At 70.9% G+C, this 26605-nt stretch carries 27 protein-coding genes; 9 read left to right on the top strand and 18 right to left on the bottom strand.

Going from position 1 to position 26605, the window contains the following annotated elements:
- Nucleotides 1-83 precede the first annotated feature (83 nt).
- The 4 genes from BLR49_RS07430 to BLR49_RS07415 form a co-directional block, all read right to left on the bottom strand.
- On the bottom strand, nt 84-770 hold the full coding sequence (locus tag BLR49_RS07430) for a 4'-phosphopantetheinyl transferase family protein (protein WP_245690540.1): 687 nt from the start codon (nt 768-770) through the stop codon (nt 84-86).
- The gene (gene dtd / locus BLR49_RS07425; RefSeq protein WP_092535751.1) at nt 770-1225 is read right to left on the bottom strand and encodes a D-aminoacyl-tRNA deacylase; all 456 of its coding nucleotides are present in this window, start codon (nt 1223-1225) and stop codon (nt 770-772) included. The genes BLR49_RS07430 and dtd overlap by 1 nt, the downstream gene beginning before the upstream one ends.
- Nucleotides 1225-1623 (bottom strand): DUF2516 family protein, encoded by a 399-nt coding sequence (locus tag BLR49_RS07420; protein ID WP_092535846.1) that lies wholly within the window; start codon nt 1621-1623, stop codon nt 1225-1227. Before BLR49_RS07420 ends, dtd begins: the two co-directional genes overlap by 1 nt.
- A 281-nt stretch (nt 1624-1904) precedes the next feature.
- On the bottom strand, nt 1905-2195 hold the full coding sequence (locus tag BLR49_RS07415; RefSeq protein ID WP_092535748.1) for a putative quinol monooxygenase: 291 nt from the start codon (nt 2193-2195) through the stop codon (nt 1905-1907).
- Nucleotides 2196-2676: 481 nt separating this feature from the next.
- Between BLR49_RS07415 and BLR49_RS07410 the strand changes: the two genes are divergently transcribed.
- The 3 genes from BLR49_RS07410 to BLR49_RS07400 are packed head-to-tail and all read left to right on the top strand — an operon-like array spanning nt 2677 to nt 5206.
- Nucleotides 2677-3681: an ABC transporter ATP-binding protein gene (locus tag BLR49_RS07410; protein WP_092535745.1), complete on the top strand. Its 1005-nt coding sequence runs from the start codon at nt 2677-2679 to the stop codon at nt 3679-3681.
- Nucleotides 3678-4436, top strand: coding sequence for an ABC transporter permease (locus tag BLR49_RS07405; RefSeq protein ID WP_176765810.1), 759 nt, complete (start codon nt 3678-3680; stop codon nt 4434-4436). The genes BLR49_RS07410 and BLR49_RS07405 overlap by 4 nt, the downstream gene beginning before the upstream one ends.
- Nucleotides 4436-5206: an ABC transporter gene (locus tag BLR49_RS07400; RefSeq protein ID WP_092535742.1), complete on the top strand. Its 771-nt coding sequence runs from the start codon at nt 4436-4438 to the stop codon at nt 5204-5206. The genes BLR49_RS07405 and BLR49_RS07400 overlap by 1 nt, the downstream gene beginning before the upstream one ends.
- 35 nt (nt 5207-5241) lie before the next feature.
- On the opposite strand, the gene BLR49_RS07395 is transcribed toward BLR49_RS07400, so the two are convergent.
- The 4 genes from BLR49_RS07395 to BLR49_RS07380 form a co-directional block, all read right to left on the bottom strand.
- Nucleotides 5242-5829 (bottom strand): SRPBCC family protein, encoded by a 588-nt coding sequence (locus tag BLR49_RS07395; RefSeq protein ID WP_245690539.1) that lies wholly within the window; start codon nt 5827-5829, stop codon nt 5242-5244.
- Between the two features lie 247 nt (nt 5830-6076).
- Nucleotides 6077-7345 (bottom strand): CAF17-like 4Fe-4S cluster assembly/insertion protein YgfZ, encoded by a 1269-nt coding sequence (gene ygfZ, locus BLR49_RS07390; protein ID WP_092535739.1) that lies wholly within the window; start codon nt 7343-7345, stop codon nt 6077-6079.
- Complete coding sequence (locus BLR49_RS07385) at nt 7345-8076, bottom strand: heme-binding beta-barrel domain-containing protein (RefSeq protein WP_092535736.1); 732 nt, start codon at nt 8074-8076, stop codon at nt 7345-7347. Before BLR49_RS07385 ends, ygfZ begins: the two co-directional genes overlap by 1 nt.
- A gap of 46 nt (nt 8077-8122) precedes the next feature.
- Nucleotides 8123-8971 (bottom strand): tellurium resistance protein TerC, encoded by an 849-nt coding sequence (locus BLR49_RS07380; RefSeq protein ID WP_245690548.1) that lies wholly within the window; start codon nt 8969-8971, stop codon nt 8123-8125.
- 143 nt (nt 8972-9114) lie between these two features.
- On the opposite strand from BLR49_RS07380, the gene BLR49_RS07375 reads away from it, so the two are divergent.
- On the top strand, nt 9115-9786 hold the full coding sequence (locus BLR49_RS07375; protein WP_092535730.1) for a winged helix family transcriptional regulator: 672 nt from the start codon (nt 9115-9117) through the stop codon (nt 9784-9786).
- Nucleotides 9787-10150: 364 nt separating this feature from the next.
- On the opposite strand, the gene BLR49_RS07370 is transcribed toward BLR49_RS07375, so the two are convergent.
- On the bottom strand, nt 10151-11641 hold the full coding sequence (locus BLR49_RS07370) for a multidrug effflux MFS transporter (protein WP_281241805.1): 1491 nt from the start codon (nt 11639-11641) through the stop codon (nt 10151-10153).
- A gap of 201 nt (nt 11642-11842) precedes the next feature.
- On the opposite strand from BLR49_RS07370, the gene BLR49_RS07365 reads away from it, so the two are divergent.
- Together BLR49_RS07365 and BLR49_RS07360 are read left to right on the top strand one after the other, a co-directional pair.
- Entirely contained in the window at nt 11843-12946 is a 1104-nt protein-coding gene (locus BLR49_RS07365) for a phosphodiester glycosidase family protein (protein ID WP_092535727.1), read from the top strand.
- Between the two features lies 1 nt (nt 12947).
- Nucleotides 12948-14087 carry a glycosyltransferase gene (locus BLR49_RS07360; protein ID WP_092535724.1) on the top strand — a complete coding sequence of 380 codons (1140 nt, stop codon included), beginning with the start codon at nt 12948-12950 and terminating at the stop codon, nt 14085-14087.
- A gap of 226 nt (nt 14088-14313) precedes the next feature.
- On the opposite strand, the gene BLR49_RS07355 is transcribed toward BLR49_RS07360, so the two are convergent.
- The 5 genes from BLR49_RS07355 to BLR49_RS07335 form a co-directional block, all read right to left on the bottom strand.
- A complete protein-coding gene (locus BLR49_RS07355; RefSeq protein ID WP_092535721.1) occupies nt 14314-17220 on the bottom strand; it encodes an FtsX-like permease family protein in 2907 nt (968 codons plus the stop codon).
- A complete protein-coding gene (locus BLR49_RS07350) occupies nt 17217-17957 on the bottom strand; it encodes an ABC transporter ATP-binding protein (protein WP_092535718.1) in 741 nt (246 codons plus the stop codon). Before BLR49_RS07350 ends, BLR49_RS07355 begins: the two co-directional genes overlap by 4 nt.
- Complete coding sequence (locus tag BLR49_RS07345) at nt 17957-18652, bottom strand: PadR family transcriptional regulator (protein WP_092535715.1); 696 nt, start codon at nt 18650-18652, stop codon at nt 17957-17959. Before BLR49_RS07345 ends, BLR49_RS07350 begins: the two co-directional genes overlap by 1 nt.
- Nucleotides 18653-18909: 257 nt before the next feature.
- Nucleotides 18910-19566, bottom strand: a complete 657-nt coding sequence (locus BLR49_RS07340) for a response regulator (RefSeq protein WP_092535712.1) — start codon at nt 19564-19566, stop codon at nt 18910-18912.
- The gene (locus BLR49_RS07335; protein ID WP_143013725.1) at nt 19563-20435 is read right to left on the bottom strand and encodes a sensor histidine kinase; all 873 of its coding nucleotides are present in this window, start codon (nt 20433-20435) and stop codon (nt 19563-19565) included. Before BLR49_RS07335 ends, BLR49_RS07340 begins: the two co-directional genes overlap by 4 nt.
- A gap of 133 nt (nt 20436-20568) precedes the next feature.
- On the opposite strand from BLR49_RS07335, the gene BLR49_RS07330 reads away from it, so the two are divergent.
- Genes BLR49_RS07330 through BLR49_RS07320 form a run of 3 tightly spaced genes read left to right on the top strand, consistent with a single transcriptional unit; the run spans nt 20569 to nt 22801 of the window.
- Nucleotides 20569-21414: a hypothetical protein gene (locus BLR49_RS07330; protein WP_092535706.1), complete on the top strand. Its 846-nt coding sequence runs from the start codon at nt 20569-20571 to the stop codon at nt 21412-21414.
- A 2-nt stretch (nt 21415-21416) separates the two neighbouring features.
- On the top strand, nt 21417-22124 hold the full coding sequence (locus BLR49_RS07325) for an ABC transporter ATP-binding protein (protein WP_092535703.1): 708 nt from the start codon (nt 21417-21419) through the stop codon (nt 22122-22124).
- Entirely contained in the window at nt 22121-22801 is a 681-nt protein-coding gene (locus BLR49_RS07320) for a hypothetical protein (RefSeq protein ID WP_092535700.1), read from the top strand. Before BLR49_RS07325 ends, BLR49_RS07320 begins: the two co-directional genes overlap by 4 nt.
- Nucleotides 22802-22915: 114 nt before the next feature.
- On the opposite strand, the gene BLR49_RS07315 is transcribed toward BLR49_RS07320, so the two are convergent.
- The 4 genes from BLR49_RS07315 to BLR49_RS07300 all read right to left on the bottom strand — a co-directional run bounded on the left by BLR49_RS07315 (nt 22916) and on the right by BLR49_RS07300 (nt 26307).
- Entirely contained in the window at nt 22916-23677 is a 762-nt protein-coding gene (locus BLR49_RS07315) for an anaerobic ribonucleoside-triphosphate reductase activating protein (RefSeq protein WP_092535697.1), read from the bottom strand.
- Nucleotides 23670-23906 (bottom strand): type II toxin-antitoxin system RelB family antitoxin, encoded by a 237-nt coding sequence (relB, locus tag BLR49_RS07310; protein ID WP_092535695.1) that lies wholly within the window; start codon nt 23904-23906, stop codon nt 23670-23672. The genes BLR49_RS07315 and relB overlap by 8 nt, the downstream gene beginning before the upstream one ends.
- A gap of 152 nt (nt 23907-24058) precedes the next feature.
- Nucleotides 24059-24325, bottom strand: a complete 267-nt coding sequence (locus BLR49_RS07305) for a type II toxin-antitoxin system RelE family toxin (protein WP_092535692.1) — start codon at nt 24323-24325, stop codon at nt 24059-24061.
- Between the two features lie 32 nt (nt 24326-24357).
- Nucleotides 24358-26307, bottom strand: a complete 1950-nt coding sequence (locus tag BLR49_RS07300; RefSeq protein ID WP_425425760.1) for a ribonucleoside triphosphate reductase — start codon at nt 26305-26307, stop codon at nt 24358-24360.
- Nucleotides 26308-26605: the final 298 nt, after the last annotated feature.

Raw genomic sequence — 26605 nt, 5'->3', positions numbered from 1 at the left:
GAGCACGCACAGCAACTCACGCCCAACAGCTCGCGGGATGACCCAACATAGACGACCCTTTGCTCGTCCAACAGTGAATCCGATTACACCGAGGCCTTCATTACGACGGCGCTCGCCAGGAGGTCGCCGCCCGCAGCCCAGCGACCGGTCAGTTCTGCGCAGCCATCGGGTCCCATGGCCAGCCTCACCATGAAGGCGCCGTCGGGCCGGATGTCAACCTCGGCGTCTGCGAAGCGCAGCGACTTGCGGGCGCGAGGGAACCACGCCTTGTACACCGCTTCCTTGATGCTGAACAACAACCGGTCCCCGGCCACGCCCGGCAGCGCCTCGGCCAGCGCGCAGACGTTCTCCCGCTCCGCAGGAGAGGCGATCCGCTCCAGCACGCCGCGCGCAAGTGGCCGACTCGGCTCGGCATCGATGCCGAGCGCGGTTACCTCGCGCGCGCGGGCGACCGCCGCCGCCCGGTAACCGAGGCAGTGGGTCAGGGAGCCGACCACGCCGTCGGGCCAAGCGGGTTCCCCCATCGGCCCCGGCACCATGACGGGGCGGGCCAGCCCCAGCTCGGCCAGCGCCCGCCCGGCCAGGTAGCGCACCGTGGCGAACTCGGCGCGGCGGCGCGCCGAGGCCCCCGAGATGTGGGCCGCCTCCGGCGGCAGCAGTGGGGCGTCAACGTCGTGGTTCGCCTCGGCGACGCGCACCGACGGCGGCATGAGCGCGGCCAGCAGGTGCGTTCCTGCGGCAGCGGGCGACTCCGACTCCGGGGCCGCCATCAGGCCTCGACGAGTATGGTGACCGGGCCGTCGAGCTCGGCGTCGATGTCCATCTGGGCGCCGAAGCAGCCGGTGGACACCTCCAGGCCGCGTCCGCGCAGCTCCTCCACCACGGCCTCCACCAGGGGCTCGGCCACCGTGCCCGGGGCCGCACCGTTCCAGGAGGGGCGGCGCCCCTTGCGCACGTCGGCGTACAGGGTGAACTGGGAGATGACCAGCACCGGCGCCCCCAGGTCGGACACCGACACCTCCCGGCCCGGCGCATCGCCGTCGTCGCCGGGGCCGTCGAACAGTCGCAGCTCGGCAATCTTGCGGGCCACCGTGGCCACCTGCGCGGGGCCGTCGTCGTGAGTGACACCGACCAGCGCCAGCAGCCCGGGGCGATCAATAGCGCCGACCACCTCGCCGTCCACGCGCACCGCCGCCCGGCGCACGCGTTGCAGAACGGCGCGCATCAGCGGCCGGGAGTCCAGTCGCGCGGGCCGGGTCCACGCGAAGAACCGCCCCGAGAGCCACCGTTACCCGGGAAGCGGATGTTCGAGCGCACCCGCACCGGCGAGTAGTACTTCAGGGCGGGGCGGACGTCGGCCAGGTAGACGGAGTTGGCAACCACGCCGAGCAGACCCAGCATGGAGTTGGCGCCCATGAGCAGCACCACCGCGATGCCGGCGGCGTTGGCGCCCAGCCAGAAGCCCTTGGTGCGCTTGCCGGCCGCGACGAAGTGCGCGGCGTCGTGCGTCAGCGTGTCGATCAGCGCCCACGCGCCCAGCACCACAGCGGTGAGCTGCGCCAGCCGCCAGATCCAGAAGACGGCCTGCGCGAGGTAGTAGGCGATTAGCACCAGAATGTCCACGAATCCACTGTAGCCGCCGCCCCGCGGCGCCGCGAGCGTCATCCCCCGTGGGCTCCTCCACTCCCTCCAGCCCTCACCGGCTCAGCCGAGGTGTCGTCCTGGTGGACCTCAGCGTCGGAGTCCGTCGCCCTGGCCACGCTCATCGCCGCCTACAAGGAGCGCAACCCCCGACGTCTCCACACTCGACCACTACCAGCAACAGGCCACCGCGGACACGCGCAGCCAGAGGGCGCTGATTGACGGGCCGGCCCGCCTGGGCGGCGCGGGCGATGCGGGCGGCCTCAGCCGATCTGGTCCAGGAAGGTCAGCACCGAGTGCGGCTCCTCGATGCGCTCCTCCAGGCGGGCGTTGAAGGGGTCGCCGTAGGGCATGCCCAGGTGGATCTGGAAGGCGTCCTCATCCACGTAGGCCTCCATCACGAAGAACTTCGCGGGGTCGTCGCTGTGGCGGTAGACGTCGAAGACGCGGTTGCCGGGCTCGGTGCGGACCTTCTCACCGTAGTCGCGGATCATCTGGGCGACCTCGTCCTCGAGTCCGGGCTTGGCGGTGAACTGTGAGTGCAGGATCTTCATGGCTCCTCCTCAGGGAGTACAGGCAGCATTGCGCCGACTCTATGAGGTTAATCATGTACGCGGTAGGGCGGGTGGAGGTTCGTACCCGCTGTGCCCCTATAACGACCTACGTATTGCTTCGATGCCCCATCGGGCAGCCTCCGGCAGAGCCGTACGGGTGCGCAACCGCACGTTGCACACCGGAGCTTCGGGACATTTTCCGAAAACCGCACAATTCCGCGCTTTTGCACACTCACCTTGAATCTCTGAGGGGCTCCCGTGTGCGCCGGAGCCCTCATTGCACACGGGAGGCATGCCACCGACTTCTGGCATCCCCACCGTTTCCCCGTAATTCCAACGAAAAACCCTGATCGCACAAGTTTGTCCTGACAGCTCCGGTGTGCAAGGTGACCGGAAGCGCCCTCACGCTCACCTCTGTCGATCCCGGCAGCGCCGTGGACCCGTCGGTCTAGCCAGGCTCGGCTCATGTCATAGTTTCCGCGTGTTATCAACGCAAACTGCCGGCACTACCCCGGTTCTAGCGGCCACCGGCCTGAGGCGCACCTTCGGCAAGGAGGGGTTCGTCGCCGTGGACGACCTCTCCCTGAGCGTCGAACCTGGCCAGGTACATGCGCTGCTCGGCCCCAATGGGGCGGGCAAGACCACCACCGTGCGCATGTGCGCCACCCTGCTGACTCCCACCGTCGGCCAGATCCAGGTGGACGGCATTGACGCCGTCCGCCACCCTGAGGCGGCGCGCGCCCGCGTGGGGCTGGTGCTCGGCGGTGAGCTCGGCTTCTACCCGCGCGCCAGCGCCCGGGACAACCTGCTGTTCTTCGCCGACCTGCAGGGGCTGAGTCGGCGCCGGCGCAGACAAGCCGTGGATACGGCGCTGGAGCGCATGGGCCTGGCCGACGTGGCCACCCGCAAGGCCGGAGCGTTCTCCCGCGGCATGCTGCAGCGCCTGCACCTGGCGCGCGCCCTGCTCGGTTCTCCCCCGCTGCTCCTGCTGAATGAGCCGACCACGGGACTCGACCCGGACGTCGCCCTGCAGGTACGCGACCTGATCCGGGAACTTGCCGCAGACGGCACCGAGGTGCTGCTGACCTCCCACTCCATGCCGGAAGTGGAGGAACTCGCCGACCTGATCAGCGTGATCGGGGCGGGGCGGATCGTCACCCGCGGCACGGTCCGCGACCTCGCCGCGTACGCGGGCATCGGCATGATCAGCGGCTTCACCCTGCCAGCCCGCCACGCGGATGCCGCCGCCCGGTTGCAAGAGCAACTGGGGGATGGTGCCGTCGTCGCGCAGCGGCCCGCGTCCGGCCGCTGGGCGGTAACCGTCTACTGGGCCGTGGACGACTCACGCGCGGATCGGGAGGCCCGCGACGCCGCCCTGGCCGCGGCCCTGGCCGAGATTGGGACGCAGGCGCCCGCGGATCTGGTCACCCGCCCGGCGTCGTTGGAGGAGGCCTACCTGGCCCTGGCGGACAGGCTCGCGCGATGATCCGGCAGCTGCGCATGACGGCCTTCCACGTGCGCCAGTTCGTGTCCGTCCCCTACTTCATTCAGCTCATGGTCTTCACCACGATCGTCACCACGCTGGTGCAGTTCCTCGCCGCCCGCGCCTGGGGCGGGATCACCCCCACCCAGGGTTGGGTGCGCGGCGGGGTCATCGGCATGTGGACCACGGCCACCTGCGCCGCCGGCATCATCGGCTTCGAGCGGCACAAGGGCACCCTCGCGCACCTGGTAATGGCGCCGATCGGGGCCCTGCGGTCGCTGGCGGCCGTCGTCTGCGCCGCCGCCTCCTTCGGCCTGGCGGCGCTGCCGGTGGCATGGTGTACCTGGGCAGTAGCCTCCGGGTCGGTGGACTTCACCGTCCCCGGGTGGATGGGGGCAGGCCGCATGGTCCTGGCCGCCGGCGCGCTGCTCGCGGGCTGCCTGGCGCTGAGCCTCGTGATCGCGGCCCTGTTCGTGCTCACGCCCAACGCGATTGCCTACGAGGAGCTGCTGCTGGTGCCGGCGTTCATCGCCTCCGGCATCCTGTTCACCGCCGCCTCGCCGCCCGCCTGGCTGGCCGGAATCAGCCGGTTCCTGCCCCTGTCCGCACCCTTCGACCTGCTGCTGGGGCGCGCCGTAAGCGCCATGGACGCGGTCGGCTGGCTGGTGTGCGTGGCCGCCTGGCTGGGCCTGGCCGCAGTGCTGGGGCGGCGGGCGCTGTGGCTGGCCACGCGCGCTGGCACCCTGGAAGTGATCTGATGGGGCTGTTCATCCGGCGCCTGGCCTCGGGGGTGCGCGTGACGTGGGCGTCATCAACTGCCTTCGCCACCTTAGGCACGGCCGTAGTGACGCTGCTGGTGCTGCCGCTGCTGAGCATCGCCTACGACGTGCTGCTGGGTGCGGACCTGTCCGCTCCCGACCTGGTGCGCACCGGCTACGCCGCCGCGCTGGTGGCCCTGGCGAGCTCCGTGTGCGCCGGGGTAGTAGGCACCGCCGCCACCGACCGCAACCTGGGCGTCTTCCAGGAGGTGCACACGCGTCGCCGTGCGGACCCGGCCTACTGGTTGGCGGTCGCCGCCGTGCCCGCGCTGCTGGCGGCAGCCACCGGCGCAGCCGCGATCGGCGCGGTATTCGTCCTCTCCCCCGCCCACGACGCCGCCATGCTCGGGCGGGTCGTGGCCCTGGCGCCTATCGCCGTCGTCTGCGGGCTGCTGCTGGGGGTCGGCGCGGCGGGTATCGGCGTCGACCTGCCCGACCCCTACCTGGGCGCGACCATTGTCTCCACCTTCCTGCCGCTGCTGACCGGCGTGATTGTGCCACTGTCGCTGTGCCCGGCATGGCTGCGCGCGCTCGGCACCCTCCTGCCCATGAGCGGCACGGTGACGGCCCTTGATGCGGGGGCCGACGCCGTCGGGCCGCTGCTGGCCCGCGACCTGCTGGTCGCGCTCGCCTGGGCGGGGGTCGGGCTGGGCGCCACTCGGCACGCCGTCGCCCGACTGCGCGCCGGGCTGCGCCGGGACGTACTCTGACCCGGCACACCGGTGGTCGTCGTCGGCCCTCGTCCTCAGCGCCGGACGCGACGCCGCAGACCGTGAAGCATGCCGTGGGTCATGAGCCGGGCCACCGGGCGGGCGGCCCACACCATTCGGCGCGCGGCCGGCGTGTGGGGCGCGTACCGCTCGCGCACCGTCAGGCGGCAGGAGCCCGGCTCCTCCGGGGTGAGGACGAATGCCCAGGTGAAGTCGAAATCCATACCAGCCTCAGCAGGCGCACAGCCGCCCTCGGACGACAGGACCAGGCACCGATCCGGCTCCGCACGCGCAACCACCAGGGCGACCTCCTCGGCCAGGCGCACCGAATCGCCCTCGACGAGGTTCTGCCACGCCGGGTTGATCGCATCCGCATTGGAAATGCCCACTCCGGCCAACCGCTCAAGCACATCGAAGCTGTAGAAGCCGCCACGCCCATAGCCCATCTGGGCCAGCCAGGGCCAGACCGTGGGCGCAGGCGCCTCCAGCACCGTCTCGTGAGTCTCGATGACGTCCGCACCGGGCAGGATCTCGTCACCGGGCAGGGGCTCGGCGTCATCGCCGCGCGGGCGCAGGCGGCGGGACACGTAGACAGCGCCGACGCCCGCCATAAGGATCGGCACAGCCCAAGAACAAGCACGCGCACTCACGCACCCATCATCCCACCGGGAAGGCGCACCCGGCCGCCCCGTCCACCACGCGACTGCGCCCGACGCCACAAGCCATGACATCTTGGATCGCCTGCCGCTGTCTGGACCGTCTGAGAGCACACCGGGGCCTGCCCCTGTTGAGCCCGGCGGTGCGCCCCACCAGCTGCAGCCATACCTACCGAACTCGGCACGTAACTTCTACCGATCTCGGCGGTTATAGCTACCGATCTCGGCACAGGGAGACGCGGCCCAGCCCGGCTCCGGGGCGCTCGGCGGGGCTGGCCTGCGCCCGGCCCTCGGGGGACACCAGTGGCTCCTGAGCGGCGTCCACCCGGGAAACCGCAATCGGTTCCGCGCCCGCAGCCCCAGTCGTCGCAGCCGCACCCTCCGCGGCATCCGCCTCCGCGACGTCCACGGTCAGCGGGGCATCCACGGGCACGCCCCGGCGCAGCAGCGCCAGCGCCATCGGCCCGTAGTCGACGTGCCGGGCCACGGAGGTCACCGCGCCAACAGCCCGCTCCCCCAGGCGCACAACCGCACCCGGCGTCGGCAGCTGCCCGGTGAAGCCGTCCAGTTGCAGAATCGTCAGGCGGCGCGGCGGACGCCCCAGGTTGAGGGTGCGCGCAATGGTCTCCTGACCCGGGTAGCAGCCCTTGTGCAGGTGCACGGCGGTGCGCAGCCAGTCCAGCTCGTGCGGGATCGTGCGCGCATCCACCTCGCGCCCCCACCGCGGCCGCCCGGCCTCCACGCGCAGGGCCTCCCAGGCGAGCGTTCCCGCCGGGCTCCGCCCGGATACGCCCGCCACGACGCCGCCGGCACCGGACGCGGCGCGGTCCGCCTTGTCGCTGCCAGACAGGAACGCCTGCGCTACCTCCCCCACGGCCTCGGCGTCCACCAGCACCCATGCGGCCCGGTAGCCCGCGCCCGGGTGCTCCCGCCCCAGCCCGACGTCGTAGCTGGTGCCGCCCTCGACCACGCCCGGCCAGGGGTCGCGCCAGGTGGCCACGTGGGCGCCCGCTGCCCGGGCGGCCTCCTCCAGAGCCGCACAGCCCTCGCCCAGCGCGGCCAGCACGGCCACGTCCTCGCGCACGGCCACCTCTACGCGCAGCATGAAGCGCATCGACTCCAGGAACTCGGCCAGCGCCGCCCCACGACCGGCCTCCGTGACCAGCAGCAGGACCTCGCCGTCGTCGACGCAGGCCAGGGCGTGGGTGATGCGCCCCTGAGCGTCCAGCAGCAGCGCCTCCACGCCGCCGTCGCCGGGAGTAAGGGAGGTCAGCTGCTGACTGGAGAGGGTAGTCAGCCAGCTGAGCCGGTCGGGGCCGGTCACGGCCACGACGTCGCGGGCGAGCGCGCAGGCGGCACGGCCGCCGGTCAGCGCGTTCTGCTCGCGCAGGGGGTCGTCGTAGCGGGCCGGAACGGCTGCGTCCAGGTCGCCGGCGGGGTTGGCGACGGCGTCGGCGCGGGCGAGCAGGGGGCTGGGACGCATCAGGCGGTGGCGTCCGTTGAGGGGGCCGCCGTGCCGGCTGCTGCCTTGCGGGCGGCCTCATCGGCGGCGATGGCCTCGCGCAGGGCCGCCCCGGGGTCGGCGTCGTCCTCGGCCTCCACGCGGCCCAAGCGCCCGGAGGCGTAGGACTGCGGCTCCTCCTGGCCGAAGGCGGCCATGTCCTGGGTCCACATGAGCTCCCCGCCCACAAGCCCGAACATGCGGGTCATCTCGGTGACGTCGGCGGCCGTGCGGGTACGTCCCACGGCCTGGGTGCCGACCTGGGCGCGCGGCCCCTGAATCCATCCCTCCCAGACGCCGACGTGCCCGGCGGGGTCCGTGGACACCAGCTCCAGGGAGGTGATGGGCGTCTTCGAGGCCGGGCCCGCGGCGCCGTCGTCCCCTCCACCGTCGTTGGCGGGCTTCTCCTGGCCTACGGGGCGCCAGAAGGTGGTCTCGGTGGACCAGATCTGAGCGGGGGTCAGGCGGGAGGCACCCTCCAGCCCGGGCATCTCGAAGTCGAGGTCCTGGCTGCGGGTGGCGTCCACGGTCCAGATGGTGGTGGTCTGCCGCAGGTAGGGGCCGCCGTCGTGGTCGAAGACCATCTCCTGGTAGACGGCCTGCTCGGGGACCGTCTCCCCGTAGGTGAGGATGCCGTAGCCGCGCCAGGTGCCCACCAGCCAGGCCAGCGGGTAGACCTCGGGGGCGAGATCGTCGGGAATCGCGAACGCCATGGGTGCAGGGTACGGCCGGGGCCCGGCGGGCGCCACGGAGCCGGCGTCAGCCCGCGACGAAACTGCCCATGACCCGGGCGATGGCGTACACGGGGGCGCCCAGGGACAGAATCGGCACGATCGCGCTGGCCACGGCGGCCCGCCCGCCGGGAACCCACCGGTGGGTCCACAGCACCCGATTGGCCACCGCCATGAGCACACCGGCGACGAATCCAGTCACCAGGCAGGCGGCGGCCGACTGCAGCGCCGGCTCCACGCCCACATGGCTGGCCCCGAAGAACCCCACCCTGGCCAGTGCTCCACCGGCGGCACCGGCCACCAGGGCCGGAACGGTGGAGGTGAGCACCTCCAGCACGGTGGCACGCACGTTCAAGGTGGTCAGCAGGGCGCCGGTGAACAGGGCGAGCGTGCACGGCACGATCACGGCGGGATCGGCGATCCCGGTGCGCAGGGCGCACCAGCCGGCCCCGGAGATCATGACCAGGTTGCCGGTAACGGTGGCGGACAAGTCCTCCACCAGGTGCTTGCGCCCGTCGCTGCGGGCCATCTGCGCAATGAAGGCGGCCAGAACGCTGAAGGCCATGACCACGCCGGCCATGCCGAAGTCGTTGGTGACGGCCACCAGCACCGCGGCGGCCAAGCCGGTCAGGGTGATGACGGCGGTGGCGCCCTGGTCGTGCCGGGTGCGTACGAGCGCCGGCCACCCCTGCGCGGTCAGCGGCACCAGCAGGACGACGACGATCAGCCGCATCCATGCTGGCAGGGCCGCGGAGACGGCCAGGAGCACGGGCACGACGCCGGCCACGGCCAACCGCGTCCAGGCCGGGTCAACCAGCCCCACCTCGATGGGACGGTTGCCGCCGCGACGCGTCCCGAAGCTGCCGGGGTCCGCCATGCCGGGCACATCCTGGATACTCACGGTCGCATCGTCCCACACCTGTGACCGGCGCACGTAGTCGGGGCGTGTAATCCGCTCGCAAATCCAAATGTGGTTCACTGACGTGCGGGCCCCAGCCGGACCGGAAGGAGGCGGCAGCCGTGCGCGTCATCATGTTCACCCGAGAGAAGGACGCCACCGCCGTCGTCCCCGCCGTGTCATTCCTCGACTGCCGGGTCGAGTGCCTGGAGCCGGTTCCGGCCTCATACGCCGCGGTGGGCGAGGCCGATGTGGTCATGGTCGACGCGCGCGGGGACCTGATGCGCGCCCGTGCGCTGTGCCAACTGCTGTCAGGGCCGATGGACTGTCCACCGCTGATCCTGGTGCTTCAGGAGGGTGGCGCCGCCGTGGTTCAGCCCGACTGGGGCGCCGCCGACTTCGTCATGTCCCAGGCCACGCCCGCCGAGCTCGGCGCCCGACTGCGACTGGTGCGCGTGCACACCACCGCCCCGGAGCCGATTGCCGAGGACCGGATCGAGGCGGGCGACCTGGTCATCGACACCACCGCCTACACCGCTCGCATCCGCGGCACGCTGCTGGACCTGACCTTCAAGGAGTTCGAGCTGCTCAAGGCGCTGGCGCTCAACCAGGGGCGGGTGCTGACCCGGCAGGCGCTGCTGGACGAGGTGTGGGGTGAGGACTACATCGGCGGCTCGCGTACCGTGGACGTCCATGTGCGCCGCCTGCGCGCCAAGCTCGGCACCGAGTACGACCACCTGATCGGCACGGTCCGCAACGTCGGCTACCGCCTGGACGCCTCCGAGGAGGAATAGGGCCGACGACGCTGCTGGCCGGGCCGGCGACAACGCAAGGGCGGGGACTCACTGTGGACACGTCAGCCGTGAAGCCATCGCCCACCCTCGGCGGCGCGAGGGTGGGAACTCGCTCATTCCAGGTGCACGTCAGCCAGCACGTGGCCGCATCTGCTGCGCTGGTAGGGCACCGACGGCGTCGTCCCGCTCCTCTAGTACGCCACTCGGTCGTTGGGTACGCCCGTTAGCGGTCTATTACGCCACCTACAGCCGTACAACCAACCGCTGACCGGCGTAGTAGAGGGCGAACCGGCGTAGTACACGGCGAACCGGCGTAGTAGGGTGCGCCTCACCCCGCCGAGCCCACGGGCACATCGTCGAGCCGTCAGGCTCCAGGGACCCCAGTGTCCGAGTCGACGTCAACCGCGGCGTCTGCGACGTCGTAGGCCGGGGCGGCCTGTGCGGCGAGCTGGTCGCGGCCGAGCCGGGCGGCCCGCCTGGCCTCCGCGGCGGCCCGCTGCCGCTCCTTCTCGCCGCGGCTGCGTACGCCGAAGACGGCCAGTACGTTCGCCGCGAGTGCGAGTACCAAGATCGTGACGCCGAAGGCGACACCGGAGGCATGGCCGGTGAGCCCCACCAGCGGGCTGGCGGTACCGCCGAAGATGAACTGGACGAAGCCCAGCAGCGCGGAGCCGGTGCCGGCCCAGCGGCCCGTGCGTCCCAGGGCGACGGCCGGCAGGTTGCCCATACAGATGCCCAGGGTCATGACATGCCCGATGAACAGGGCGATGGTGACGATCATGAGCGGTGTCGAGGACACGGGCGCGGACAGGCGCAGCAGGCAGACCGCGGCAAAGACGACGTCGACGACCAGGACGGCGATGAGCCCCATGCGGATCTGCCGCTCGGGCGAGATCCGCTTGGCCGCGGCACCGCAGACCGCCACGGTCACCGTCACCATCAGGCCGCAGACGGCGAAGACGGAGGTGTAGGCGGCCGTGCTCATGCCGAGCACGCCCTGCATCATGAACGGGGCGGCGGACAGGTAGGAGGTGAGCAGGGCGTAGACGAGCGCGTTGATGATGGTCAGCCGGACGAAGACGCGATCCTTGCCCAGCGCCCGCGTGCCCTCAATGAGCACGCCGAGCCCGCCCTCATGACGCCGCTGCGCGGGCAGGGTCTCGGGCACCCACGCGGCCACCAGCAGCACCAGCAGCCCCTGGAAGGCGGCGACAACGGCGAGGATGCCGCGCCAGCCAACCGGCCCGACCAGCGCCCCGCCGAGGATCGGGGCGACCACCGGCGCGATACCCTGGATCGCCATCACCAGGCTCAGGGCCCGTGCCGCCGTGATACCGCGGGAGCGGTCGGAGATGACGGCACGTCCCAGCACCATGCCAGCGGCCCCGCCGAGACCCTGAAGGAAGCGGGCGGCCAGCAGCACGGCGGCACTGGGGGCCACCGCCGTGCCTACCCCGGCGACGAAGGCCAGCACGCTGCCCCACAGCAGCAGGGGACGACGGCCGAAGCGGTCTGACAGCACGCCGATGCTCAGCTGGCCCAGTGCCACGCCGACCAGGAAGGCGGTCAGGGTCAGCTGGGTGGTCGACGCCGAGACCCCCAGATCGGCGGCCATGTGGTTGAAGGCCGGCAGGTAGGCGTCCGTGGCGAGCGGGGCGATGGCCGCCAGCGCCGCCAGGGAGATCAGCAGGGACGGGGCGAAGGATGTGCGCACGCCCGCGTCGCGTGAATCGGCGGAGCCGACGGCGTGAGCGTCTGCCGCCATGCCGTCGTGAGTGCCCGCGCCGACGGCCTGCGGGGCGGCGCCCTCGCCTCGCAGCTCAGGGGAGGGGTCGGTCGAGGGGAAAGCGGTCATGAGAAGAGACTATGAAACCGGCTGGCGAGGAGTGGCGGGACCACGGCGAATTAACGGCCTTTACCAGGAACATTCTCATGACTCGCCCAGGTTATCGGCCGATGTGGCAGCCGCCTGCGCTCCGCGGCCTGCTTCATATTCACAGGCGGCCCATACTCGGGCCCCGGCCGACGCACACGGCCGCCCGCGAGGGTTAGGGGCATGTCCAACACTTCGACTCCTGAATCCGGCAGCGCCGACGCCCAGACCGAGCCCGTCGGCGGCCGCCTCGACACGGCGTCGTCGGACCGGGTGGCCGCATCCCAGAACCCGCAGCCCCGCACGCCGCCCGGCTCCGCGGGCCAGGCGCCGCGCCGCCACTCGCGCAGACGCGCCCTGCTGGGCGGCGGCGCCCTGGTGGGCGCCGGCCTGCTCGGCACCGCCGCTTGGGCGCTGAACCGGTTCGTCATCGACCACGTGGAGGTCGACGACGTGGCCGCCTACGAGGCCATGAACTCCTCGGTCTCCGCCACGGCCGCGGCCACTGCGACCGCGAAGGCCACCGGTGTCACCGTCACGGACAACAGCTACACGTCCTCGCTGACCTCCATCAAGGTCGAGCAGGTCTCCACCGGCTCCGGGAACGACACCATCACCTACTACATCGCCGACGTCCGGGTGTCCGACGCCACCGCCGTGCGCAGTGCCTTCGCCGACAACGCCTACGGCACCAACATCACCGCCCTGCCCAGCGATATGGCCACCGAGCACGGCGCGATCCTCGCCGTGAACGGCGACTACTACGGCTTCCGCACCGACGGCATCCTCATCCGCAACGGCGTCGTCTACCGCGACGACGGCGTGCGCGACGGCATCGCCTTCTACACCGACGGCCGCGTCGAGGTATACGACGAGACCAGCACCAGCGCCCAGACGCTTCTGGACGCCGGCGTGTGGAACACCCTCTCCTTCGGGCCGGCGCTGGTGCGCGGCGGCGCCGTGCTGGACGGCATCGACGCCGTGGAGGTGGACACCAACTTCGGCAACCACTCGATCCAGGGCACCCAGCCACGCACCGCCGTCGGCGCCATCGCGGACGGGCACTACGTGTTCGTCGTCGTCGACGGGCGCGATAAGGGATACTCGCGCGGAGCGACCATGACCGAGCTGGCACAGATCATGGCGGACCTGGGCTGCGACTGCGCCTACAACCTCGACGGCGGTGGTTCCTCCACCCTGTGGTTCAACGGTTCGGTGGTCAACCAGCCGTCAAACGGCGGGGAGCGGGAGACCTCCGACATCCTCTACATCGCGCAGGGGGCCTGAGATGGGTGCCCCGACGCGTGCCGACACCGGCTCTCTCCCCACCCGGCGCCTGCGCCCCGGCGGCGGGCTGAGGGCGGCCTCCGGGGTCCGGCCGGCGGCGGCCCGGCGGGTGCCCTCTCGGGTGGGGCTGGTTGTGCTGATTCCTGCCTATCGGCCCGACGGGCGGCTGCCTGGGCTGGTCACCGACCTGGTGCGGGAGCTGCCCGGATGCCGGGTGCTCGTCGTCGACGACGGCTCCGGGCCGGAGTATGCGCAGGTGTTCCGGGCCGCGAGCGCGCGCGGGGCGGATGTGGTCGGCCACGGGCGCAACCGCGGCAAGGGGGCGGCGCTGCGCACCGGGCTGTCACGAGCGACGGAGTTGTGGCCACGGGCGGATGTGGTGTGCGCGGACGCGGACGGGCAGCACCGGCCCGCCGACATCGCGGCGGTGGCGCGGCGCGTACACGCCACCGGGCACATGGCGTTGGGCGTGCGGCGCTTCACCGGGCCGGTGCCGCTGCGCAGCCGAGTCGGTAATGGGGCTACGGCGCTGCTGTTCCGCCTGGCCACCGGCTGGCGCCTGGGCGACACCCAAACTGGGCTGCGCGGCTATCCGGCCGGGCAGACCGCCTGGCTGGCGGACGTGCCCGGGGAGCGCTACGAGTGGGAGCTCAGCGTGCTGCTGCACGCCCACGATCTCGGATTGGCGGTGGAGGAGGTGGAGATCGCCACGGTGTACGAGCCGGGCAACGCCTCCAGCCACTTCCGGCCGCTGCGGGACTCGGCGCGCATCTACGCGCCACTGCTGGGCTTCATCGGGGCGAGTCTGTCGGCCTTCGTCATCGACTGGATCGGCGTGATGGCGCTGCATCTGCTGACCGGGAACCTGCTGACCAGCGTGGTGGGGGCGCGGCTGGTCAGCGGGACGGCCAACTTCTTCATGAACCGGCGGGTCTTCCGGGCGGCGCCCGGCACCGTCTGGCGGACGGCGGTGCGGTATGTGGCGCTGGCGCTGGCGCTGCTGGCAGCCGGATATGTGCTGCTGCGGGTACTCACGGGGATTGGGGTGCCGCTGTGGTTGGCCAAGCCGCTCGGTGACGGGGCGCTGTACCTGGTCAGCTACCTGGCCCAGCGGCGGGCGGTGTTCCGCGAGCGGCGGTGAAGGTCCTGGTCGTCACCGCGGCTCGCCCCCGATGGCGTTCATGACGTTTTACGACCTTGGGGTACGTTCCACGACCCCGGGGTGGTCGTGGAACGTACCCCAAGGTCGTGCAGTGTCCCCCAAGGCAAGGGGGAGACGCTGTCGGCCGCCACTTCTACCGATCTGGGCACGTAACTTCTACCGATCTCGGCGATGGGGGCTGGGGTGGGTACTGCGGTAGGACGGGCTAGTCGTCGCGGGGGCGCTCCAGGGTGCGTGGCGGGCCGCCCAGCAGCCAGGCCGCGCCCATACCCGCGGCGAAGAATACGGCCAGGCCCGCCAGCTGCCAGCCCCACCGACCCTCCAGGCGCAGCCAGGGTCCCTCCAGGAGCACATGCCGGTTCCAGAGGACCACATAGGCGGCCACCGCCCAGCCGCATACCGCCCCGGCGGGCACGCCCAGCGCCAGCACCACGGCAGCGTGCGCGGCCATGAGCCGTCTTAGGAAGCGGGGCGAGGCGCCGACCGCGTGCATGGTGACCAGGTCCCCGCGCAGCTGGGTACGGGCCAGCAGCAGGTTCAGTACCAGCGCCAGCAGCGCCACGCCGGCCAGCACCGCCAGCACGACGAAGTCGGCGGTGCCGCCCCACGGGGGCAGGTCCCAGTTGAGCCCCACGGTGACGAGGTCGGTTCGCTCTTCAACGACGCGCCGAGCGGTGGCTGTCTCCGCCGCGGTCAGCGGCCGCGACAGCTGCACCATCTCGCCCACGTATATCGGCGCATCGGCCCCGGTCAGGCCCAGTTCGGCGGCGGTTGCGGGCGACACCGTAATGGTGGACGTCATCCGCCGCAGGAGGAAGCCGGTCCGGGTCTGCGGGTGCTGGACAGTGCTGGAGGCGCTGCTGAAGTCGGACAGCCCCACGCGCACCGTGCCATCGGCGCTGATCCAGGCGGCGTTGTTGACCAACACTCCGCCCGCCTCCAGTACCTCTGCGGCCTCCTGCGCGCCGTCCAGGCCGGTGGCGCGCAGCGCCTCGGGTTCCATGATGAAGACCTGACTGCCCAGCATCCACGGAGTGATAACTCCCGGGTTGTATCCCTTTCCCTCGGGCACGCAGGTCACGGTGTCGGTCAGCCCCAGGGCGGAGGCCACGTCCGGCTCGCTGAACTGGGGGCAGCGAGAAGACGCGGGCGGTTCAATATCGAGCATGAGCGAGCCGGCATCCGACCAGACCGGCGCGGAGCCGGTGACGGGCAGGCCGGCTTGTCGCAGCGCCTGCACTCCGTCGGCGAGGACGGCGGCATCAAATTCCTCGGAGACCGGCACGCGCGGCCCCAGGGCAAGATAGCCGGGGGCTACCAGGGACGTGGACGTGTCATTGGCGTTGGCGGCAAATGAGGCGAGATAGACGGTCTGTCCACAGGCAAGCGCGGTGACGACGCCGATCGCCCCGGCAACCGGTAGGGCCCGTCCCCGGTGGGCGACAACGTCCCGTGCGGCCAGGCGCAGCGCCAGCGGTCCCCTGACCAGCGTCCGAGCTGCGGCGTCGAGCGCAACCGGAGCCGGCATGAGTAGCCCGACCGCACCGAGCAGCAGAGCCGCCACCAGCAGTGGCACCGCCGCACCTCCGGGCAGCGTGCCGGGTGTAGACATCATCTCCGCGGACACGTCGTAGGCGGGCAGGGGCGTCCGCAGCGAGGCGAGGCCGCAGCCGGTCGCCGCCGCGAGGATCACCAGGCCGCCGAGCAGACGCCACCTGCGGCGGGCTCCACGCATTCTCGGACCGCTGGCGTCTGCCGTCCGGTTAACGCGCTTGAGCGCCTCGACCGGTTCCATGTGCACCACCCGTCGGGCAGGGGCGAGTGTGGCCAGCCAACCGGCCAGGGCGGCGCCCGCCACCGCGAGCGCCGTCAGCCACCACGGCAGACCCGCGAGCGCCTGCACCTCGGGCTGGAAGATGCGGTAGGCCGTCCAGGCGGCGGCGAGTCCACCACCGGCGCCGAGCATTCCGCCCAGGCAGCCGATGGCGGCTCCTTGCAGGGTAATGGTGCGCGCCAGCTGCCGCGGTGCGGCACCGGCGGCCGAGGCGAGGGCCAGAGTGCGGCGCTGCTGCTCGGCGGCGACCACGAAGGCCGGGGTGATCAGTCCCAGCAGCAGGCCCGCGGCGGCGGCGCAGGCAATCACGGTCATGACCAGGGCAGTGACGACATAGTCGGCACTGACGGCTACCGGATACAGCTCGGAGGCCTCCGGGTAGTTGGTGAGCACGTGGCGCGAGACGGCGACGGCCATCTCGCCGTTCAGCTGCTTGGCGGTCTCCCACGTGACCGGGTCGGGGCCGGTGACCAGGAAGTGGGTGTCGACGCCGGCCGGGTCGTCCTGCACCGCCGGTGCCAGCCAGGTCGGGAGCGCCCAGGCGCGGGAATCGTCGGCGTCGACCAGGCCGGTGACGCGGTAGGTGCGTCGGGAGTCCTGCAGCACCTCGGCGATGCGCCCGTTGGTGGAGTACCCGCCGCTGAAGGGCGGGGCGATCAGCGCGAGCGTCTCCCCCACGTCCACGCCGGTGCGCTCGGCGAGGGCGGTGGTGATGACGACGTCGGCGTCGTCGGCGGGTGCAGCGCCGGCGGTAAGCGGGGGCAGCAGGAGATCCAGCCCCTCGGTATCTGCCTCCCGCAGGGTGAAGGTGCCGATAGCGCCGGAGTCGGTTCCCTGCAGGTCTGCCTCGGTTGCGGTCGTGGTCACCCCCGGCTCGGCGTCGGCGTCGGCCAGGGCGAGCAGGTCCTCCGAGTCCCAGAACTGCAGGACGCTATCGCGCTCCGGGAGGTAGTCGGCCAGCTCGTCCGCGCTCAGCGGCACCTGCTCCAGCGAGTCCATCCAGGGTCCGGGCGCGCCCTCGGGCACCTGCCGGAACGGGGCCTCTGCGGGGTCGACGGCGGTGCCGGTGACCACGGCCTGGGCGCCGTCGGGGATGGAGGCGAGCGCGGCCTGCCGGGTGGGCGGGGTGGACAGCCGCGTGCCCAGGAAGCCGACGATCAGTACCAGGGGAGCGGCCACCAGCAGTATCGCCAGCAGGCTGCGGGCCTTGTGCGCCCGCGCGTCGCGCGCGGCCAGGCGGACGACGGGACGCAGGGCCCGCAGCCGGGCCGCGCTCACCTCCCCTCCCCCGGTGCGGTCAGCAGCCCGTCCATGTCGGCCGGGTCGGAGGAGCCGACCATGCGGCCATCGCGCAGGAAGACCGTGCGGTCGGCCCAGGCGGCGAAGCGGGGCTCATGGGTGACCATGAGGACGGCGGCGCCGTCGTCGGCGCGCTGACGCAGCACGCCGATGACGGCGGTGCCGGTGGTGGAGTCGAGGGCGCCGGTGGGCTCGTCGGCGAGCAGCAGGCGGCGCGGGCCGACTATCGCCCGGGCGATGGCGGCGCGTTGGGCCTGGCCGCCGGACATGTCGTCGGGCAGGCGGTCGGCCAGGTCGGACAAGCCGACCTGTTCCAGTGCGGTCAGTGCGGCCGCCCGCGCGCGGCGGGCCGGCCAGCCGTCGAGCTCGAGGGGGAAGGCGACGTTCTCGGCGGCGGTCAGGGAGGGCAGGAGGTTGAAGTCCTGGAAGACGAAGCCGATGGCGCGGCGGCGCACCTCGGCCAGGGCGGTGCGGTCCAGGCCCGCCAGGTCCCGGCCCGCGATGATCACGCGCCCGGTGGTGGGGCGGTCCAGGGCGCCGGCGAGGTTCAGCAGGGTCGACTTGCCGGATCCGGAGGGCCCCATGACGGCGACGAATTCCCCGGGCGCGACCGTGAGGTCGATCCCGTCGAGGGCGGTGACGGCGCGGGCGCCGCTGCCGTGGATGCGGCCAACGCCTTGGAGTTCGACTACGGGGCACTGGGTGTCTTCGCGCATCACGACCGCCGCCCATCGGCTGCGGCGCGGGCCAGGCGGCCCTCCGCGTCGTCGAGCCAGCGCAGCTCGGCCTCGACGACGAACACGTGGTGGTCCAGGACCAGGGCGGCGGCCAGGTCCTCGTCCCCGGCGGCGCGGCGGGCGCGGTTGATCTCGTGGAGGACGGTTTGCGTGGCCTGGCGCTGCCGCTGGATCAGCGCGGCGATGTCGACGTCCGGGGAGGCGGTGGCGAGCGCTAGCTTGATGACGAGTTCGTCGCGTTCGGGAGCGCGGCGAGCCACCGGGCTGGCCCACCAGTCGGCGAGCTCTTCCCGGCCGGCGTTGGTCAGGGACCAGGCGGCCACGTCGCGGCCGGAGGCGGTCAGCGTCGTCGGCCTGGATGATGGTGCCTCGGGCGAGGTGCCCGAGGAGTCGCCGACCCCGTCCGCGGTAGCGGGCTCGGCGCCGCCGCGCGACCGGACGGAGTGCTCGGATGCCGCGGAGGCCAAGCCCGGCGCGGTGGAACCGGTTGTGGCGTGACCGCGGTCAAGACGAGTGACCAGGCCGTCACGTTCCAGCCGGGCCAGCGTGGTGGCGACCTGGCCGATGTTGAGGGGCCAGGTGGTTCCGGTGGCGGATTCGAAGTCCTTGCGCAGCTGGTAGGTGCCCGCGGGTCCGCGCGCAAGTAGGGCGAGCAGGGCGTGTTTTACGGACATTTCGGTCTCCCGGATGAGGGCTCTCAGCTCCAACGATGGTTACCGAGTAACGCTTACCCAGTAAGCATAGGCGCTCAAAGACCCGTACTCAAGCACCCAGCCGACAGCGGGCCGGCGACGCAGAACTGGCACAGAATGCACCACTTTTGCCTCCGCCCGGACGAGTCGAGTCACCCCATCCGCCTGGTGACGCGCCTTCGCGGGAGCGGCCTTGCCCACGACAATTGAAAGTGGTGCATTCCATGACAGCTACGCCGCTATGACCCCTGCTGTGCGGGCCTCACCAGTCCGGCCTCGTAGGCAGCGATCACCAGCTGCGCCCGGTCCCGGGCACCCAGTCGCGACAGTAGGGCCGTGACGTGACTGCGGCGCGTGGCGCGGGTGATCCCTAGTTCCTCCTCGATCTCGGTGTTCGACATTCCGCGGGCGATCAGCGTCAGCACCTCACGTTGCCGCGGAGTGAGTCCCTCTATCCCGCCACCGCGTGCCGGTGGTACCGGGCCGAGGAGCCGGGCAAGGGCCTGGGGGCTGAGCAGCGCCTGGCCGGCGTGAACCGTACGCACGGCGTCGACAACGGCCTGAGGCTCAGCGTCCTTGAGCAGGAAACCCGCGGCTCCGGCGCGTAGCGCACCCAGGATGTACTCGTCGTCCTCAAACATCGTCAGCACGATCACCCGGGTATCCGACAGCGCGGCCCGGATGAGGCGGGTTGCCTCGATACCGTCGGCGACCGGCATGCGGATATCGGTCAGGACGACGTCGGGACGAAGCCTCGTCGCCAGCCGCACAGCCTCGGCGCCGTCAGCGACTTGGGCAACGACCTCCAGGTCCGGCTCAGCGCCGAGCAGGGCGGCCAGGGAGGCCCGCAACAGCGCCTGGTCCTCGGCCACGAGCACCCGCACCGGTACGCTCACGGCCGAACCTCCGTGTTCAGGGGGATCCGGGCGCTCAGCCGGAACCCAGCCGACTCATCATGTCCATCCCGCGGCCCGGCACTAAGCCGCGCCCCGACGGCGGCGGACCGCTCAGCCAGCGACATCAGGCCAGTACCCGTACCTGGGTGCACCACCCAGCCGGGGGCGGGGCCCGCGTCGGTTACGTCTACACGCAGCAGCTCGTCATCGGCGCGCACGGTAACATCCACCGCCCCCGGCCCGGCATACCGGGCTGCGTTGGCCAGACCCTCGCGCACCACCGCCAGGGCCAGTGCGCTCGCAGCGGAGTTCGCGTCACCGGGCTCAGTACGCGTGCGCACATCGAGCCCAAGCTCGCGGGTTTCGGCCGCGGCTTGCTCAATAGCATCGGCCAGCGAGGAAGGCCCTGCCGGCGAGAAGGACGCTGGCAGCGGCTCCGCGCCCTGTCCACGCAGGACGGCGAGCATGGAGCGCAGGTCAGCTGTGGCGGCACGCGAGGTCGCCTCAACCTCAGTCAGGGCAGTGCGCAAGCCGGCCTCGTCGGTCTCCAGACGCTGTGCGACGGCGGCTCGCACGGTGATCGCGCCGAGGCTGCCGGAGACAAGGTCGTGCAGGTCCCGGGCGATGGTCAAGCGATCCTCGGCCACCGCGGCACGGGCGGCCTGCTCCGTCAGGGCCGCCTCGTAGGCGATGCGCTCACGACGGCGCAACCATAGAAGGGTCGCCACGAACGCAACAAGGACGATCCAGGCGAGGATCTGAATCCAAGGCGCCTGTTCGCGCCCCGGTGCGACGCCGACCATAGAGAGGACGGCGAGGCCCAGCACCATGGCTGCCCGGCGGGCGCAGGAACGAATAACGACGGACACGCTCAGCAGTTTAAGGACCGGAGGGCAGTGGCCTCATCGGACCAGAGTCTGACACTCCTGAGTCCGACACGAGAGCCCGCGACTCCTCTGTAGCGCCGATGCGCTCGCGCACGACCGCGGCCAGGCTGAGCCCATGAACCACGCAAGTCCGCGCACTCGCGGTGCCGCCGAACCCGGCAGTTTCAACCGCCTCATCACGCGTCCCGCTCCGCTGCGTGCCCTGCACGCTGAGGCCCTCAAGCTCGCTGCTCTGCCCGGGGCGCGACTGGGAGCCGCCCTGACGGTGGCCATTCCAGTGGGTCTCGAGCTGTTCAACACCCGGGGCATGACCGCCGAACTCGCTGCCGATCCGAACTCCTACCTGCACGAGTTGCTGCCCGACATGGGTGTCATGGACGCTACCTACGGGGTGGTAGGTGTAGTAGTCCTCGCCACCGTCAGCATGGCCGGGGAGTACACCGCCAACGCCCAGACACTCGGCTCGGCGCGCCAGGTGAGCACCACCCTCCTCGTCGAGCCTCGGCGCACGATCACCGTGGCAGCCAAGGTGCTCCTCGTACTGGCCACGGCGGCCGTACTGGCCGCCGTCACCTGTGCCGCAACCTTCGCCATCACGACCAGGGCTCTGAGTGAGTGGTCTCCGACCTTGTGGCCCGCACCCTGGACCCGAGTCGCCGGGATATACACCTGGTGGATCGTCAACGCACTGGGGGCGATGGCCCTGGCCTGCCTCACGCGCGGGGCACTCGTACCCCTGGCCTGGTGTGTGACCACCACCTCGCTGGTCTCTCCCAGCCTCCTGCTGTCCAAAGCGACGGATCTGGCGGCCTGGCTACCCGACGCCGCCGCCTTCAGCGTAACCCTCACCGATTACCAGGGCCCCGCATTGTCTACCGGCTCGGCCTGGACCGCACTGGCCGCCTGGGCGCTGGCTGCACTGACACTGATAACCGTTGTTTGGACGAGGAAGGACGCCTGAACATGATCACCATCGACGCCCTCACCAAGCGACACGGGGAGCGCACCGTACTTCATGGCCTGAGCCTTGAGGCCCGGCCCGGCAGAGTCACCGGTTTCGTGGGGCCCAACGGGGCAGGTAAGTCCTCCACCCTGCGCTGCCTGCTGGGACTGGACCGGATCGACGCCGGCACCGCCCTAGTGGGCGGGCGCCCCTACCGCGAGCTGCGCCATCCCCTGCACACGGTCGGCGCCATGCTCGACGGCGCTGGCGCCCACCCCTCGTGCACGGGCCGCGCCCACCTGCGCTGGGTAGCCGCGGGGTCGGGCATTCCGCGCCGTCGGGTCGACGAAGTGCTTGAACTCGTAGACCTGGCTGATGCCGCCAGGCGCCCGGTACGTACCTACTCCCTGGGTATGGGGCAGCGCCTGGGATTGGCGGCGGCCCTGCTGGGCGATCCAGAGATCCTCATCCTCGACGAACCCGTTAACGGCCTGGACCCAGCAGGTATCCGCTGGATGCGAGATCTCGTGCGTAAGCACGCCTGCGCGGGCGGCACCGTCCTAGTTTCCAGTCACATGCTGTCCGAGCTAGCCGAGGTCGCCGACGACGTCGTCGTGATAGCCCAAGGCAGGGTGCGAGCCACCGGCACGCTCACCGAGGTGGCCGGAGACCACGGCGATCTGGAGGAGGCCTTCTTCGCACTCATCTCACCCGAGGTGCAGTCATGACCGTGGTGCGGGCGGAAATGCTCAAGGCCGCGACCATACCTGCGCTGCGCTGGACGGCAGCACTGACGGCGATCGTCTCCGTCCTCCTTCTCGCAGTCCTGCGCCGGGATGCGCCTTCCACGGGCTCGGTGTCAGCAGAAGCCGTCGCCGCGGGTATGTGGACCTGGGTTGGGCTCATCCAGACCGGTTTTCTTGCTGCCGGCATCCTCGTGTCCACCAAGGAGCACACGAGTGCGCTCGGACGCACGACGCTGCTTGTGGAGCCTCGGAGGCAGGCCGTCTGGGCGGCGCGGCTGACCGTCCTGGTGGGCGCGTCCCTACCGGCGGCTGCGGCGCTGGCGGCGACGGCGCTTCTCGCCCTGGATACCGACCCGGGCCGAGCCTCGGCTGAGGCCGCGGCCCGCACCGGGGTCTGGCTCGTAGCGGTGGCGGTGATCGCCGCCGGGGTGGGCGCGGCACTCAGACGCGTGCTCGGCGCGACCTCGCTGCTTCTGCTGCTCGTCGTCGTCGCCCCGGCGGTCGCCCAGAACCTCGGGCAGTGGGCGCGCTGGCTGCCCGGGGCCGCCGCCCAGGACTGGGTGCGAGAGGGCGCCTGGTCGGACGGCGCCGTCGTGCTCGCCTGGGCGATGGTGGCGGCGGTGGCAGGTGCCGCGCGTCTGGCGCTATCCGACGCCTGACACGGCGGGCACAGGTTGTTGTATCGCGTGCGCCGCACGGGATTTCCCGGGTGATTGCTCGTCATGCGGACGAGGCTTTACACGGTCGAAGCGGCAGGGAGCGGCCGTCTGCTCTCAGGCGGGGCGGTAGGTGAAGCGGTCCCAGCCGAGGGCCTCGATCTGGGCGGCCATGCGCTCGCACTCGGCGTCCCAGCCGGGCGCGGACACGGCGAAGTCGCCGGTGGTGCCCTCGCCGCGGGCCTGCTGCAGGGCGTAGACCCGGGCGCCGGCGTCATGGACGCGGCGGGCGGCCTCCACGGCGTCGGCGGCGGTGACATCCCCGGGGACCACGGTGGTGCGCACCTCGAAGTCAATCCCCTTGCCGCGGGCGGCCGCGTCTACGAGCACCTGCAGGCTCTCCCAGGCCTTGGCGGCGGAGTTGGGGCGGCCGACCACGGCGTCGTAGTGCTCGGGCAGCGCCTTGATGTCGAGCCCGACCCAGTCGACCAGTCCGCGCTGCACCAGGTCGCGCAGGCGGCCCGGGTAGGGGCCGGCGGTGTGTAGTCCCACCTGGAAGCCCATGTCCTTCACCTCCGCGGCGGCGTCGGCGAGGGCGTCCTGGCGCAGCGCCTCCCCGCCGGTTAGGACGACGCCGTCGAGCAGGCCACGGCGGCGAGCCAGCAGGGTGCGTACCTCGTCCCAGGCGACCGCGCCGGGCGTGCGCGTGGGGATGAGGGCCTGGTTGTGGCAGTAGAAGCAGTTCCAGGGGCAGCCCTGCATGAAGACCGTCGCGACCAGGTGGTCGGGCCAGTCGACGGTGGACATGGGCACGAGCCCGGCGATCTGCAGATCGTCGGCGGGGCGGTGCGCGACGCCCTTCTTGAGAGTCTCAGTCATCGAGTCCGAGGCTCGCTGCGATCTCATCGAGGCGGCGCGTCCTGATCTCACCGCGCCTGGCCGCCTCCGCTTCAGTCTTCAGCGTGTACGCGTACTCCAAGTCATCGATGTAGGACTCAACGGCCTCACGCACATAGAACGTCGCCGGGCGTCCGGTCCGACTCCCCAGGTCATCGAGCCGACGCTTGAGTTCCTCCGGCAGCCGCACGCTCAGAACTGCTGTAGACATGTTTACAGCATAGGAGCCGACCTTCGCTTCCGACAAGCCCGGCCCACAAGGCGAGGGACTCAGGGCTCCCTAGACCGAGCGCCGGGCCCCACCCCTGATACGGCAGGCGCTACGGCGCCTCTGCAACCGAGTCGCGAACAGGCCCGGCGATCTCACCGATAGACCGTGGAACGATGGCCGACATCGATCGCGAGGATCACGCAGCGCTCAGCCTGAACGTCGATGACCACCCGGTAATCCCCGACCCGGAGCCGGAATTGTCCCTTAAGCGGGCCAGTCATCGGTTTCAGGAAACTCCGCGGATCGTCAGCCTCCTGGATCTCTCGCAGTTTGCCGACCACACGCACCTGAACGCTGCGATCGAGTCGGCGCAGCGAATTCTCGGCGCGAGGAGTGAACTCGACGATCCAGTCCGCCACCTACCCCTCCTGCTCCGTTGGAGACCCGGCCCTCAGGCGCTGATGGAGGTCAGGCGCGAGGTGGTCTTGCCGTGGGCGCCGGCGGCGGCCTCGGTGAACATCTGCCGCTCCATGTACTCGCCCTTCTTGCCGATGTTGAAGGAGTTCACGGGGCGGAAGTAGCCCATGACGCGGGTCCACACCTCGCACTCGACCGGCTCGGCGTCGGGGTGCAGCTCGGCGCACTTGGGGCAGGTGAAGTGCTCACCGGCCAGGTAGCCGTGGGTCGGGCAGATCGAGAAGGTCGGCGTGATGGTGATGTAGGGGGTGCGGAAGGCGGTCAGCGAGCGGCGCACCAGCTCCTTGCAGGCCTGGGCCGAGGAGATGTGCTCGTTCATGTACAGGTGCAGGACCGTGCCGCCGGTGTACTTGGTCTGCAGCTCCTCCTGCATCTCCTGCGCCTCGAAGGGGTCGTCGGTGTAGCCGACGGGCAGCTGGGAGGAGTTGGTGTAGTACGGGTTGGAGTCGGTGCCGGCCTGGAGGATGTCCGGGTAGCGCTTGCGGTCCTCCTTGGCGAAGCGGTAGGTGGTGCCCTCGGCGGGGGTGGCCTCCAGGTTGTACAGGTGGCCGGTGGCCTCCTGGATCTCGACCATGCGTCCGCGGACGTGGTCGAGGACGCGCACGCACATGGCGTGGCCGCGCGGGTCGGTCAGGTCGTAGGCGTCGTGCGTGAAGTTGCGGACCATCTCGTTCATGCCGTTGACGCCGATGGTGGAGAAGTGGTTCTCCAGCGTGCCGAGCCAGCGCTTGGTGAAGGGGAACAGGCCGGTGTCGATGTGGTGCTGGATGACGGTGCGCTTGAGCTCGAGGGTCTCGGAGGCGATGTCGATAAGGCGGTCCAGGGCCGCCACCAGGGCCTCCTCGTCACCGGCGTGCAGGTAGCCCAGGCGCGCCATGTTGACGGTGACCACGCCGACGGACCCGGTCTGCTCGGCGGAGCCGAACAGGCCGTTGCCCCGCTTGAGCAGCTCACGCAGGTCCAGCTGCAGGCGGCAGCACATGGAGCGGATCATGCCGGGGTCGAGCTCGGAGTTGATGAAGTTCTGGAAGTAGGGCAGGCCGTACTTCGCGGTCATGGTGAACAGCCGGTCGGCGTTGGGGCTGTCCCAGTCGAAGTCCTTGGTGATGTTGTAGGTGGGGATCGGGAAGGTGAAGACGCGGCCGTCGGCGTCGCCGGTGGTCATGACCTCCATGAAGGCGCGGTTGATCATGCCCATCTCCTCGGCGAGGTCGCCGTAGGTGAAGTCGCACAGCTCGTCGCCGATCAGCGGGTGCTCGTCGGCCAGGTCCGCCGGGCAGGTCCAGTCGAAGGTGAGGTTGGTGAAGGGCGTCTGGGTGCCCCAGCGAGAGGGGACATTGAGGTTGAAGATGAGTTCCTGCATGCACTGGAGGACCTCGTCGTAGCTCATGTTGTCCAGGCGGACGAAGGGCGCCATGTAGGTGTCGAAGGAGGAGAAGGCCTGCGCGCCGGCCCACTCGTTCTGCAGGGTGCCCAGGAAGTTGACGATCTGGCCGACGGCGGAGGAGAAGTGCTTGGCGGGGCCGGAGGCGATCTTGCCGGGCACGCCGTTGAAGCCCTGCTGGAGCAGGTTCTTCAGCGACCAGCCGGCGCAGTAGCCGGCGAACATGTCCAGGTCGTGGATGTGGATGTCGCCGTTGCGGTGGGCGTCGCCGGCGGCCTGCGGGTAGATCTGGCTGAGCCAGTAGTTGGCGATGACCTTGCCGGAGGTGTTCAGGATCATGCCACCCAGGGAGTAGCCCTGGTTGGCGTTGGCGTTCACGCGCCAGTCGGAGCGGTCCAGGTACTCGGTGATGGTGGAGACGGCGTCCACCTGGGGGCGCGAGCCGTGGGCGACAGCAGAGTCGGCAGAGCCCCGGGCCACGAGCTCGGGGTGCGCGGCGGCCAGATGAGCGGCGGACGGGGTCTGGGTGCTGTCGGACACGAGGGGCCTCCAGTGCTTTGCGTGTGGTCTTCTTTGAACGAGGGGCACCGATCCGGATCGCGGGACCCGAGGCGTCGGCGCCGCCGACGGCTTCGACCCTACTCCAGAACACCCCCTGAAGCGACAACGAACTACATAGATGCAACACATCATCTGGGAGCGTTATTCCTTGGCGACCACAACATGTTGTGGTCGCAGTCCGCGTCTAGCTCGCGCCGGACCCGCGCCGTCGGCGCCATCCGGCGGGATCCCGGACCGCCGCACCCCCAAGTTCTTGTGGGTGTCACAGCTCACATTT

Source organism: Actinomyces ruminicola, assembly GCF_900103885.1.
Lineage (GTDB): Bacteria > Actinomycetota > Actinomycetes > Actinomycetales > Actinomycetaceae > Actinomyces > Actinomyces ruminicola.
This window is presented reverse-complemented; position numbering and strand designations above follow the sequence as displayed.